Raw genomic sequence first — 13,153 nt, forward strand, 5'->3', positions numbered from 1 at the left:
TCCAGGAGTTCGCATGACCATCGCCCGCGTCGACCGCCGCTCCCAGCGGTCCCCGGCCAGGTCCGGGGCGACCGGCGCCACCCACCGGAAGGACTCGTCGGCACTGCGGCGCCGTCAGCGCCGCAGGAGCCGGCTCACCGCGCTGGCCTTCCTCGCTCCGCTGGTCGTCTACCTCGCCGCCTTCTACCTCTACCCGCTCTACCGCAACCTCGACCTGAGCCTGCGCAACTACACCGTCCGGTCGTTCGTGGCGGGCGACGCGCCGTTCTCCGGCCTTGACAACTTCAGAACCGTTCTCGACGATCCGACGTTCGGCCCGGCGATGCGCCACACCATGATCTTCACCTTCGTGTCGATCGCCTTCCAGTACGCGGCCGGGCTCGCCCTCGCGGTCTTCTTCAACCGGCACTTCCGGCTGGCCGGCACGCTCAGGGCCCTGTTCCTGATTCCGTGGCTGCTGCCGCTGATCGTGTCGGCGTCGACCTGGTCGTGGATGTTCAACAGCGAGTCCGGCGTCATCAACTACGCCCTTCACTTCGCGGGTGTGTCACCGGTCGACTGGCTCAACTCACCCGACTGGGCGCTGACCTCGGTCATCATCGCCAACATCTGGATCGGCATCCCGTTCAACCTGGTCATCCTCTACAGCGGTCTGCAGAACATCCCCGCGGAGCTGTACGAGGCCGCGTCCCTGGACGGGGCGAGCGCCTGGCAGCAGTTCCGGCGCGTCACCTTCCCGCTGCTGCGCCCGGTCTCGGCGATCACGCTGCTGCTCGGCCTGGTCTACACCCTCAAGGTGTTCGACCTGATCTGGATCATGACGAAGGGCGGTCCCGGCGACGCCTCGTCCACCCTGGCGACGTGGTCCTACCAACTCGGCTTCGGCTCGCTGCTGCCGAAGTTCGGCCCCGGGGCCGCGGTCGGCAACATCCTCATCCTCATCGCCCTCGTCTTCGGGCTGCTGTACATCCGCGTCCAGAGGAGGCAGGAAGCATGACCGCCCACCGCGGCTCCGCCCGCCGCTCGCGCCTCTACACCGTCATCGGGGTCCTGCTCACCGCCGTGATGCTGTTCCCGGTGTACTGGATGCTCAACGTGTCCCTCACCCCGCAGCAGGACATGCGCAAGAGCCCACCCGACCTCCTTCCGCTGCACCCCACCTTCGAGGGCTACCGGGCCGTCCTCAACGACCAGATGCCCTACCTCGGCACCAGCCTGCTGATCGGCCTGGGCACCGTCGTCCTCACCCTGGTCCTCGCCGCGCCGGCCGGTTTCGCGCTGGCCAAGCTGCGCCCCTGGGGCGGCGGACTCCTCGGCCTCGCCCTGCTCGTCGCCCAGATGATCCCCGGCATCGTCATGGCGATGGGCTTCTACGGCATCTTCCTCGACCTCGGGCTGCTCAACTCCTGGTGGGGACTGATCATCGCCGACTCCACCATCGCGGTGCCCTTCGGCGTCATGATCTTCACGGCGTTCATGTCGGGCATCCCCGGTGAGCTCATCGCCGCGGCCCGCATCGACGGCGCCGGCACGTGGCGCACCTTCCGGTCCGTCGTGCTCCCGGTGAGCCGCAACGCCGTGGTCACCGTCTCGCTCTTCAGCTTCCTGTGGGCCTGGTCCGACTTCGTCTTCGCCAACACCCTCGACGGCGGCGGCGACATGCGCCCGATCACCCTCGGCATCTACCACTACATCGGCAACAACAACCAGGAGTGGAACGCGATCATGGCCACCGCCGTCGTCGCATCCGTCCCCGCAGCCGTCCTGCTGGTCCTCGCACAGCGCTACGTGGCCGCGGGTGTGACCGCGGGCGCGGTGAAGGACTGAGTCCGTCCTGGACGGGCCAGGACGGACATCCCCCCGATCCCCTCTCCTCAGGAGACAGAATTTCATGAGCCGCACTCGCAGACGCGTCGGTCTGACCGCCGCCGTCGGCACAGCCGTCCTCGCCGCCGGCCTCGCCACCGCCGCCCCCGTCCAGGCGTCCCCGACATCCTCGACCACCCTCGTGGTGAACGCGAACCAGACCCTCCGCCCGGTCACCCACGTCGCCACCGGCAGCCTCTACGGCCTCGCCGACGACACCACCCCCGCCGACAGCCTGGTCACCCCGCTGAAGCCGAACACCTTCGTGCAGATGGCGCCGGGCGGCTCCCAACTCCCCAACGGCGAGCCCAAGCCGGCCGGGGACGCGCTGGTCGTGGCGCCCAAGGCCGCCCGGGCCGGGGCCAAGGTCGTCGTCCGCATGCCGGACTGGTACCCCAACTTCCCGTACAAGTGGGTCAGTTGGAGCGACTGGCTGTCGGCCGTGGACAAGCAGGTCGCGTCCGTGCAGGCGTCGGGTGCCACCGACATCGCCGCGTACGAGTTGTGGAACGAGCCCGACTGGACGTGGGACACCACCAACGCGGGCGCCTTCGACGCCGGCTGGGCGCGCACGTACAAGGAGGTCCGCGGCAAGGACACCAAGACCCCCATCCAGGGCCCGAGTTACTCGGCGTGGAACCAGAGCTGGATGAGTACGTTCCTCACCGACGCCAAGGCCTCCGGCACCGTGCCCGACATCATCGCCTGGCACGAGCTGCAGGGTTCGAAGGACATCGCGGCGCACGTGTCGGCGTACCGCGCCCTGGAGTCGAGCCTCGGCATCAGCCCGCGCCCGATCGCCATCGAGGAGTACGGCACCACCAGCGAGGTCGGCGTGCCCGGTCCTCTGGTCGGCTACATCGCCAAGTTCGAGCGGGCCGGTGTGCACGACGCCGAGCTCGCCTTCTGGAACCACTACGGCACCCTCGGCGACACCCTCACCGACACCGGCGGCTCGCCCAACGGCGCGTACTGGCTCTACAAGTGGTACGGCGACATGTCCGGGAACATGCTCGTCACCACGCCCCCGGCCCAGACCGGCATCGACGGCATCGCCTCCCGCAACAGCTCGGGCAACCAGATCAGCGTCATCGCCGGCGGCTGCACCGGTTCCTGCGCGGTCACCGTGGGCGGCCTCGACTCCCTGTCGTCGTTCGGCAGCACGGTGCACGTGAAGCTGGAGTACACGCCGTCGAAGGGCCGTACGACGGCGGTGTCCGGCCCGCTCACCATCTCCGACACTGACTACACGGTCTCCAACGGCTCGATCACGGTCCCGGTGACGATGAACGCCACCGACGGCTACCACCTGACGATCACCCCCAGCGGCACCTCGACCTCGCTGGCCGGGCGCTACCAGATCACCAACAAGAACAGCGGTCTGGCCCTCGACACCCAGGGCGCGGCCACCGCGCAGGGCACGCCCGTGGTCCAGGCGACATCCACCACCGGCACCGACCAGAACTGGACCCTGGTGTCCGCCGGCTCGGGCCTCTACAAGATCGTCAACCAGAAGAGCGGCCTGCTGCTCGGCATCCAGGCCATGAGCACCTCCGACGGCGGCACGGCCCTGATCTGGGGTGACAACGGCACCGCCGACCACCTCTGGCAGCTGGTCCCGGCCGACGGCGGCTACTACAAGATCGCCAACTACAACAGCGGCCTGCTGCTGGGCGTGGACCAGATGAAGACCACCTCGGGGGCCCAGGTCCTCCAGTGGGACGACAACGGCACCGCCGACCACCTGTGGAAGCTGACCTCGCGCTGAGGTCCGGGCAGTCGCTGCTCACCGCGCCGGACGGCACGGTGAGCAGCGACACATGCGGCCTCAGCTCTCGTTCGCATCCGGGTGGTTCGGGCGCCGGTGCGGTGGCTGGTCCGGTGCGGGGCGGGACTTGAGCGGCGGGATGTCCAGGGTCTGCGGCTTGTCCGCGTCGACCGTGAGCGGCTCGCCGTGGTGGTGGATGGTCAGCGGGTCGCCGTTCTGCAGCGTGTAGGTGGCCGCGCCGCGGCCGATCTCCACCCGCAGTCGGCGGCCCCGCAGCTGCACCGTGAAGGCGAGGCGGCCGAACCTCTCGGGCAGGCGCGGGGCGAACGCGATCCTCTGCCCGTGGTGGCGCATGCCGCCGAAGCCCGCGACGAGCGCCATCCAGGTGCCGGCGAGGGAGGCGATGTGCAGACCGTCTCGCGTGTTGTGCTCCAGGTCGTGCAGGTCCATCAGCGCGGCCTCGTGCAGATAGTCGTAGGCGAGCCGCATATGGCCCGTCTCGGCCGCCATCACCGCCTGGCAGCAGGCGGACAGCGACGAGTCGCGCACGGTGAGGGGTTCGTAGTAGGCGAAGTTGCGCGCCTTGTGCTCGGCGTCGAAGAAGGAGCTGCACGTGTACATCGCCAGCACCAGGTCCGCCTGCTTGATGACCTGCTTGCGGTACAGGTCGAAGTACGGGAAGTGCAGCATCAGCGGATACTGGTCGGCGCCGGTGGAGGCGAAGTCCCAGCGCTGGTAGCGGGTGAACCCGGCGTGCTGCTCGTGGACACCGAGCTCCTGGTTGTACGGGATGTGCATGGCCTCGGCGGCGTCCCGCCAGGCCGCGGCCTCCTCGTCGTCGACGCCCAGCTCCTCGGCGCGGCGCGGATGGCGCTCGACCACGTCGGCGGCGGCCAGCAGGTTCGCGCGGGCCATCAGGTTGGTGTACGTGTTGTCGTCGGCGATGGCACTGTACTCGTCGGGGCCGGTCACCCCGTCGATGTGGAAGGTGCCGTGGTGGTCGTGGTGTCCGAGCGACCGCCACAGCCGGGCCGTCTCCACCAGGAGTTCCACCCCGGTGTCGCGCTCGAAGCGTTCGTCGCCGGTGGCGGCGACGTAGCGGACGACGGCGTCGGCGATGTCCGCGTTGACGTGGAACGCGGCGGTACCGGCCGGCCAGTACGCCGAACCCTCGGAGCCGTCGATGGTCCGCCAGGGGAACGCAGCGCCCCGCAGGCCCAGTTGGACGGCGCGTTCGCGGGCGGCGGGCAGGGTGTTCTGCCGCCAGCGCAGCGCTTCGGCGACGGCTCCGGGTGAGGTGTAGGTGAGCGGGGGCAGCACGAACATCTCGGTGTCCCAGAAGGCGTGCCCGTCATAGCCGGAGCCGGTCAGTCCCTTGGCGGGGATCGCGCGCTGCTCGGCGCGGGCCCCGGCCTGAAGGACGTGGAAGAGTGCGAAGCGGACCGCCTGCTGGATCTGCTCGTCCCCGTCGATCTCGACGTCCGAGCGCGCCCAGAACTCGTCCAGGTATTCCCGCTGTTCGGCGACGAGCCCCGACCAGCCGACGCTGGTGGCGGCGGCGAGCGCCGCGTCCACCTGGTCGCTGATCGCGGGCAGGGACCGGGTGCCGGACCAGCCGTAGGAGACGAACTTCTCCAACCGCAGCGTCTGCCCCGGGGCGAGTGCGGAGGCGACGGTGAGGCGGGCGAGGTCGTCGGTCGCCTCGCTCTCGGTCGTGGTGGGGTCGGGGCCGGTGACGACGTGGTCGGCGGCGGCGCCGACCCTCAGGCCGCTGCGCCGGGTGCGGTGCACCAGCCGCAGCCGGGTGCTCTTCGCGAAGTTCTCCTCGGCCTCCAGCGGCGACTCGAGCACGATCGCGGCGCGCGGATCGCGGTCACGGCCGGGCAGTTGCTCGTTGGCGACCAGCTCGGACTGGACGACGATCCGGGCGGGTTTGCCGACCGGTTCCACCTCGTAGGCGACGGCGGCTATGGCGCGCTGGGTGAAGGAGACCAGGCGGGTGGAGCGGACACGGACCGTGGAGCCCGCCGGTGAGGTCCACTCACAGGTCCGGGTGAGCAGTCCGGTGCGCAGGTCGAGGACGCGTTCGTGGGAGCGCAGGCGGCCGTAGCGCAGGTCGAACGGCTCGTCGTCCACGAGCAGCCGGATGATCTTGCCGTTGGTGACGTTGATGACGGTCTGCCCGGACTCGGGATAGCCGTATCCCGCCTCGGCATAGGGCAGTGGGTGGGTCTCGTGGACACCGTTGAGATAGGTGCCCGGCAGCCCGTGCGGTTCGCCCTCGTCGAGGTTGCCGCGCCAGCCGACATGCCCGTTGGACAGCGCGAACACCGATTCGCTCTGGGGCAGGACGTCCAGGTTCAGGCCGCGTTCACGCAGGGTCCAGGGCTCGACGGTGTACGAGTTGTGCGTGATCACGACCACTCCCCCAGGTTCACCAGGTCCGGTACGACGACGTCGGCGCCGTGGGCGCGCAGCGCGTCCGCCTGGCCGACGCGGTCCAGGCCGACGACATAGCCGAAGTGGCCGGAGCGTCCGGCGTCCATGCCGGCGAGCGCGTCCTCGAAGACGGCGGCGGCCTTGGGCTCCACGCCGAGGTCGTGTGCGGCGGCGAGGAAGGTGTCCGGGTGCGGTTTGCCGGGCAGGTGCCGTTCGGCGGCCACGACCCCGTCGATGCGTACGTCGAAGAGGTGCTCGGCGTTGATCGACCGCAGCACGTCACGGCAGTTGGCGCTGGAGGAGACCACGGCCGTGCGCAGGCCCTCGGCGCGCACGGCGCCGATGTACCGGATGGTGCCGTCGTAGGCCTCGACGCCGCGGGTACGGATCAGCTCCAGCAGCAGCTCGTTCTTGCGGTTGCCGAGGCCGTGCACGGTCTGCCGGTCGGGCGGGTCGTCGGGGGCGCCATCCGGTAGCTGGATACCGCGGGAGGCGAGGAAGGTACGGACGCCGTCGGCGCGGGGGCGTCCGTCGACGTACTCGTCGTAGTCGGTGTCGTCGAAGGGGCGGAAGTCCGCCCCGTCCCGCGCGCGCAGGAAGTCGTCGAACGTCTGTTTCCACGCGGCCGCGTGGACGACGGCGGTCTTGGTGATGACCCCGTCGAGGTCGAAGAGGCAGGCCTGGATACCGTCCGGAAGACCGAGCTTCGTCATAGGAGCCACCTTCCCTCACGAACGTCGGGCAGAGGGTGGCGAGTGCCACATTGCGCCCTGTCGACACTCCGTCGGCGGGCGTGGGGCGGGGCCGCGTCGCCCGACACGGCGTCAGGTCCGGGTGGACCGACCGCCGGTGTGGGCGCGGCCGAGCGCGTGCGGCTAGGGCGTCCACGACCACGGTGCGGTCGTGGCAGGCCGGCCAGTGGCCCGCCTCGGCGCCGACGATGTCGAGTGCCTTGGTCCGCGCGGCCGCCAACGGCACGAGTCTGCGGTCGAGGTGGGCCGAGGCCATGCCGACGCACAGCCCGGAGGGATTCGTCGGCGGTTCGGCGTGGCAGGCACGGCTGCCGGCCGACACCCCGGGCAGGTCGGCCACGGCCAAGGGCTGCGCGATCGTGCGCAGCGCTAGCCCGGGCGTCCGGTACTCCGGTCTCGCGATCCGGCGCGACGTCTGGTGCAATGACGGGACGATGACCTTCGACGACCTCCTGAAGCGGGCCGCGGCCCTGACCCGCCCCGGCCACCGAGCTGTCCTCGGCATCTCCGGCAGCCCGGGGGCCGGCAAGTCGACGCTCGCCGAGCACCTGGTCCGTGAACTGAACGGGGACGGGCCGCCGTGGGTGGCGCACGTCCCCATGGACGGCTTCCACCTGGCCGATGCGGAACTCGACCGGCTGGGCCGCCGCGACCGAAAGGGCGCGCCCGACACGTTCGACGCGGCCGGGTACGCGGCGCTGCTGCGGCGCCTGCACGAGGAGCGGGAGGGCGAGATCGTGTACGCGCCGGGCTTCGAGCGCGTGCTGGAGCAGCCGATCGCGGGGGCGATCCCCGTGCCGCCGTCGGCGCGGCTGGTCGTGACCGAGGGCAATTACCTGCTGCTGGGTACGGGGGCGTGGGCGCGCGTACGGGCGCACCTGGACGAGGTGTGGTTCTGCGAGATCGACGAGCAGGAGCGCATCCGGCGGCTGGTGGCCCGCCACGAGGAGTTCGGCAAGGAGCACGAAGCGGCGGTGGCCTGGGTGCTGGGTACCGACCAGCGCAACGCGGATCTGATCGCGGCGACCCGGGACCGCGCCGACCTGATCGTGCCGGCGACGGCCCTGCCGGCACCGTACGGGCCGCCCCCGGCAGCGCCGGGCCGGGAGCCGTCGACCCGCCCGTGACGCGGCGCGAACGCGCCGGCCCTTGAAGGACCTCTGGAGCCGACCACCAAGTCAACGGCCTTGAGGTCGCACGACATGGTCGGGTCGGCGGGCCCGCAGTGCGACGCTCACCGTCTGCGGGCCGTATCCACCGACGTAGACACGTTCCCCGGTCATCGCATCGGTCCCGCCCAGGAACGTGTAGTCCTGACCCGGGTCGTACCGCAGGATGTCGGTCTGGTCCGGCTCTGCGAGCGGCTCCCCGGCGTGGACGCCGACCTCGACGCGGATCTCACTGTCGCCCGCTCGGTAGGTCATCGGCCCGGCCGTGAGACACCAGTGTCCGTCGCCGATCGGTACGGCACCGTGCAGTTCGCCTCCCGGCCGGAAGGTCAGTTCGAGTGCCCACGGAACCCGGGGGCCGGTCATGTCGATCCGCAGGTCGGCACCGTCTTCTCGAAGGTCCACGTCGATGCCGGTCGTCAGCGCGACCTCGTCCCGCGGCCGGTCCGGGAAGGCCATCGCGGCCGAGAAACGGCCCTCGTCCGCCATCCGGTACGCGCCGTCGGATCGCCGCTCGGCCGGCGGAAGCGGCTGGTAGTAGGCGGCCGTCAGGGTCTCGGTGAGCCGGTACCGGCCGTCGGCGAGGCGTTGCATGCCCGTGGCGCGGAACGGACCCATGTCGAAGAATCCCCGCGAGAGCCGTACCGCGTCGAGGATCGCCTCGCCCGCGAACAGCCGCAGGAAGGTCGGATTGTTGGCGAGGCCCGAGCGAATGCGCCGGTACTCGGGCACGTCGGAGCCGCCGTACACGACGGTGTGCGCGGCAGCGGAGGCGCGTGAGGCAAGGCGCGCCGTGGTGAGGTACCGCTCGCGGGGGAGGGTTTCCGGCGCCGGTGCCGGCAGCGCGCGGCACAGGTCCGGGGTGAGGATGGTCTCGGCGAGCAGGTTGGGGTCGTCGATGCCGCAGGCCGCTGCCAGCCGCGCCGCTCGGGCGAAGTCGCCCCGGCCGGTACGGATCGCGAGCAGCCGGTACTGCGGCAGGTACGGCGCCAGCGAGAACCGCTGGTTCTGGTCCTGTCGCCGCGAGTGGACGGTTTCCACCGTGCCGTCCGGCCTGATGAGGTCCAGGGTCGTGCTGAGATTGCGTTCGACGGCGTCGAGCAGGTCGGTGCGGCCGAGGGTGTCGGCCAGCAGCAGCAGCGACGGATTGGAGACGTGGGCCGCGTAGTTGGCGCTCCGCTCCGAGTACAGGCCCTCCGCATCCATGTCGACGCCCTCGGCGAGCCACGCTTCGATCCGGTCGAGCAGCCGGCCGTCCGGGAACGACCGGTGCAGTCGGGCCAGCGCCGCGCACAGCTCCCATCGGTGGTTCGGGGTGTGCACCCCGCCTGTGCGCAGGCTCTCGGAGGCAGCGTGAGCGATCTCGGCGAGCGCGGCCGTGGCCTCCCGCAGGTCGGGCCCCCCGCCGGCGGCGAGGACCTGCGCGTCGCACACGTCGTTGATGGTGAACGCGGAATCCGGGGGTGACTGCACGTTGTCACCGCCGGCGAAGAGGCCGGAGGGGGTCTGCAGGGCCCGGAGAGCGCGGAGGTGGGTCATCGCGGCGGCGATCGCCTGCCCGCTGCCGTGCAGCGTCGAGTCCGGTGAACGGTACGCCGCGAGCAGTGTCTTCACCCGGTGCGCCAGACCGCGGTGGGCCACACCGGCCGGCTCTTCGTCCGGGTCGGCCGCCAGAGGGACGGCCAGCCGGTCTGCGGCGCGGGCCACCGCGCGGACGAACTCGCGGTCGAGCGTGATCTGCACGGTCAGTCCTTCAGTCCGGCGTTGATGTCGGCGCCCATGACGTAGCGCTGGAAGACCAGGAAGATGACGATCAGAGGGATCATGGAGATGACCGATGCGCCGAGCAGTACCGACCAGTTGATGTTCTGCGCGCCGACGATGCTCTGGATGCCGATCTGCACGGTGAACTTGTTGGGGTCGTTGAGCATCAGCAGCGGCCAGATGTAGTCGTTCCACCGCCACTGGAAGGACAGGATGGCGAGGGTCAGCATGATGGGCCGGGAGAGCGGCACCATGATCCGCGCGAAGATCGCCAGTTCGCGGGCGCCGTCGATGCGTGCGGCTTCCACGAGTTCGTCGGGCACCGTGAGGAAGAACTGGCGGAACATGAAGCATCCGGTCGCGGTGAGCACGGCCGGGAGGATGATGCCGGCGAACGAGTTGAAGAGGCCGAGGTTGCGGACCACCAGGAACTCAGGGGCGAGCATGACCTCGGACGGCAGCATCGTGGTGGCCAGGATGCAGAGGAAGAAGACCTTGAGCCACTTGTTGTCGTACTTGGCCAGCGCGTAGCCCGTGCAGCAGCTGACACCCACCGTGAGGATCGTCGTGATCACGCACACGATGGCCGTGTTGATGAAGTACTGGGAGAAGTTGGCGCTGTCCCACGCCGCCTTGAAACCCGACAGGGTGGGGTGGTGCGGAACCAGCGTCAGCGGATAGGAGAACAGGTCGCTGGCCGGCTTGAGGGAGCTGAGGATGAACCACAGCACCGGCAGCCCGTACAAGCACGCCAGGATCCACAGCAGTGTCGTCGCAGGCACCGCCCTCCGGATCCCACCGCGGACAGCCTTGCGGGGACGCTGCTCGGAAACGGGCTGTTGGGCGTCGGCGTCGAGCGGGCGTGGCATGTCTGTGGTTGTCATCGGTTCTCCACCCGCCGGTTGACGATCAGCTGGATGATCGCGACGGCCATCAGGATGAGCATGAGCACGAACGACGCGGCGCTCGCGTAGCCGATCTGGCCCCGTTTGAAGCCGGTCTCATAGATGTACTGGACGAGCAGGTTGTTCGAGGTTCCGGGTCCGCCGTTGTTGAGGGCGACGAAGACCGGGTATTCCTTCATCGCGTTGATCGTGTTGAGCAGGATGACGATGAACGAGGTGGGCGCGATGCTCGGCAGCGTGATGCTGATGAACTTGCGCCACGGACCGGCGCCGTCGAGCTCGGCCGCCTCGTAGTACGACACCGGGACGTTCTTGAGCGCCGCGATGAACAGCAGCATGGTGAAACCGGTCCACGCCCAAGCTGCCGCCATCACCACCACCAGCAGCGACAGGTCCGCGTTCGACTGCCACGGAACGGCGCCTCCGCCGAGCTTCTCGATGACGTAGTTGACCAGTCCGAAGTTCTCACCGAACAGCCACCGCCACAGGACGCCCACGACGATGGGCGACAGCAGCCACGGGATGAAGAAGATGACGCGGGCGACCGACGAGCCCTTGGCGTGTTTGTTCACCACCAGGTTGGCGGCGAGCAGCGAGAGCGCGAAGTTCAGCGGGACGAAGAGGACGGTGTAGAGCAGGGTCCTTGTCAGCGCGTCATAGAACGTGGAGTCCCCGAAGAGGTTGTGGTAGTTGTCCAGTCCGACCCACTGGAACACCCCCACGCCCGTGTAGTTCGTGAAGGAGTAGAGGAGCCCGATCACCGCGGGCCAGACGAAGAACAGCGCGAAGAGCACGACATTGGCCGCGATGAGGACGAGCGGAGCGACGGTGTAGCTGCTGCGTCTCCTGGGTGGACTCGCGGACACGTCCGAGGCGCGTTTTGTCATCTTCCTGACTCCGTGCTGGTGGGATGGGTTCCTGTGGGCTCACGCCATGAGCCGGCATCGCGTGGGCGCCGTAGGCCGGGCGGCGGTGTCTCGACCCCGCCGCCCGGGCCCGTCGGCCTACGATCAACCGCCGACCTGCTGGTTGTAGCCGGCCACGATGTTGTCCAACGCCTTGTCGACCGGCTGCTGCCCGTTGATCGCCTTGCCGAGTTCCGTCTTGGTCGGGTCCTCGGTGAGGCTCTTGCCCTTCAGCACCCAGTTCGTCTGCGCGGTGTTGAAGTAACCGGAGATCGGGGCGTAGAGCGGGATCTCCTCGTTGTACAGCTTGAACGCCGCCTGCGCCGCCTCGGAGGTGAAGGGGTACTTCGGGTTCAGACCACTCTCGACCGGCAGGAACCCGGAGGCCTCACACAGCTCGCGGTAGTGGTCCGGCTCGTAGATCCAGGACATGAACTTCTGCGCGGCGGTGGCCGCGGCGCCGTTGTTGTTGAACCCCACCATCATGCCGCCGCTGTTGACGTCGCTGGCCTGCACCGGCTGGGCCGGAGTCGGGACGCTCGCCCAGTCGAACTTCTTGATGCTCTCCGCGAAGGCGGGGACCTGCCACACACCGGACCAGTAGGCGACCACGTCACCGCTCTGGAACATGGCCGACGGGTCGGCGCCGCTGGTCCACACCGACTTCGGCATGGTCTTGTCGTCGTTCAGTCCGACGAAGTACTTCACAGCCTTCTTGGTCGCGTCGTCCACCGAGAACTTGCCCGAGGAGTCCGCGTGGACGTACTTCCCGCCCATCTCGTAGACCATGGCGCGGAGCCGGGACGGTGACTGGTCGAACGTCAGTGAGTACTTGGCGCCGGTCTTCTCCCGGACCTTGTTCGCCGCCGCGATGAAGTCGGTCCAGGTCCAGGTCTTCTGGGGTGAGGTCGGGAAGGAGACGCCGGCCTTCTTGAACAGCGTCTCGTTGATGTACAGACCGGACGCGGTGACGTCCGAGGGGATGGACAGCACCTTCCCGGACGAGTCCTTCGCGAGGAAGTTGGGGTTGATGTTGTAGCTCTTGTTGTTGGCGATGGAGCTGAGGTCGATCAGCTTGTTCGACCAGATCGGGTCCAGCGCGGGCACGTCCGCCACGTCGGGCAGAGCGTTCGCCTGAGCGGCGTTGTGCAGCTTCGTCGGGTAGCCGTCGTAGGGGATGTTGACGAGCTTGACGTCGACGCCGGTTTCCTTCTTGTACTGCGCCACCAGCTTCTTCCAGCCCGCATCCTGCCCCGGGACCGTGGAAAGCCAGAACGTCAGCGACTTGGAGTTCCCGCCCGAGCTGGACCCCGACCCCCCGCAGGCGGAGAGCAGAAGGGCACCTGCCGTGGCCACGGCAGCGAGGGGAACCACGCGGCGTATGCCGCCGCGGCCGAGTCGGCGGGAGCGCCGCACACCCACACTGGTCATCTTCGATCCCTTTCCGTCGTAGCGGACGGAGCACGGCGCCGGCCGCTAGTAGCAGGTCCCCGTTTCTTATCACTGTGATTGAATACCCACAAGGGTTGTCGCATCTCTTTGCGTATTTGGGGCCCTTGGCACACGGCGCAGGACTGGTACTCTC

Annotated in this window: 10 protein-coding genes; 4 read left to right on the top strand and 6 right to left on the bottom strand. The window is 69.0% G+C overall.

All coding sequences use genetic code 11. The features are described from left to right. Positions 1 to 13: 13 nt before the first annotated feature. From ACIRC0_RS00050 to ACIRC0_RS00060, 3 genes are all read left to right on the top strand, one after another. The gene (locus ACIRC0_RS00050) at positions 14 to 997 is read left to right on the top strand and encodes a carbohydrate ABC transporter permease (protein ID WP_403609129.1); all 984 of its coding nucleotides are present in this window, start codon (positions 14 to 16) and stop codon (positions 995 to 997) included. Further along, positions 994 to 1,827 carry a carbohydrate ABC transporter permease gene (locus tag ACIRC0_RS00055; RefSeq protein ID WP_403609131.1) on the top strand — a complete coding sequence of 278 codons (834 nt, stop codon included), beginning with the start codon at positions 994 to 996 and terminating at the stop codon, positions 1,825 to 1,827. The genes ACIRC0_RS00050 and ACIRC0_RS00055 overlap by 4 nt, the downstream gene beginning before the upstream one ends. A gap of 64 nt (positions 1,828 to 1,891) precedes the next feature. Then, positions 1,892 to 3,634, top strand: coding sequence for an RICIN domain-containing protein (locus ACIRC0_RS00060; protein ID WP_403609136.1), 1,743 nt, complete (start codon positions 1,892 to 1,894; stop codon positions 3,632 to 3,634). 60 nt (positions 3,635 to 3,694) lie between these two features. Here ACIRC0_RS00060 and ACIRC0_RS00065 read toward each other — a convergent pair whose 3' ends face one another. Further along, entirely contained in the window at positions 3,695 to 6,052 is a 2,358-nt protein-coding gene (locus ACIRC0_RS00065; RefSeq protein ID WP_403609140.1) for a glycoside hydrolase family 65 protein, read from the bottom strand. After that, positions 6,049 to 6,786: a beta-phosphoglucomutase family hydrolase gene (locus ACIRC0_RS00070; protein ID WP_403609142.1), complete on the bottom strand. Its 738-nt coding sequence runs from the start codon at positions 6,784 to 6,786 to the stop codon at positions 6,049 to 6,051. Before ACIRC0_RS00070 ends, ACIRC0_RS00065 begins: the two co-directional genes overlap by 4 nt. Before the next feature lie 473 nt (positions 6,787 to 7,259). Here ACIRC0_RS00070 and ACIRC0_RS00075 point away from each other — a divergent pair, with 473 nt between their 5' ends. Further along, positions 7,260 to 7,952, top strand: coding sequence for a nucleoside/nucleotide kinase family protein (locus ACIRC0_RS00075; protein WP_403612599.1), 693 nt, complete (start codon positions 7,260 to 7,262; stop codon positions 7,950 to 7,952). Positions 7,953 to 8,003: 51 nt separating this feature from the next. On the opposite strand, the gene ACIRC0_RS00080 is transcribed toward ACIRC0_RS00075, so the two are convergent. The 4 genes from ACIRC0_RS00080 to ACIRC0_RS00095 form a co-directional block, all read right to left on the bottom strand. Beyond that, positions 8,004 to 9,737 carry a hypothetical protein gene (locus tag ACIRC0_RS00080; RefSeq protein WP_403609145.1) on the bottom strand — a complete coding sequence of 578 codons (1,734 nt, stop codon included), beginning with the start codon at positions 9,735 to 9,737 and terminating at the stop codon, positions 8,004 to 8,006. Positions 9,738 to 9,739: 2 nt separating this feature from the next. Then, positions 9,740 to 10,642, bottom strand: a complete 903-nt coding sequence (locus ACIRC0_RS00085; RefSeq protein WP_403609147.1) for a carbohydrate ABC transporter permease — start codon at positions 10,640 to 10,642, stop codon at positions 9,740 to 9,742. Then, positions 10,639 to 11,550, bottom strand: coding sequence for a carbohydrate ABC transporter permease (locus ACIRC0_RS00090; protein ID WP_403609149.1), 912 nt, complete (start codon positions 11,548 to 11,550; stop codon positions 10,639 to 10,641). Before ACIRC0_RS00090 ends, ACIRC0_RS00085 begins: the two co-directional genes overlap by 4 nt. Before the next feature lie 123 nt (positions 11,551 to 11,673). Next, positions 11,674 to 12,999, bottom strand: a complete 1,326-nt coding sequence (locus ACIRC0_RS00095) for an extracellular solute-binding protein (RefSeq protein ID WP_403609152.1) — start codon at positions 12,997 to 12,999, stop codon at positions 11,674 to 11,676. Between the last annotated feature and the right edge of the window lie 154 nt (positions 13,000 to 13,153).

It is taken from the genome of Streptomyces sp. NPDC093984, from assembly GCF_044764595.1.
GTDB lineage: Bacteria > Actinomycetota > Actinomycetes > Streptomycetales > Streptomycetaceae > Streptomyces > Streptomyces cynarae.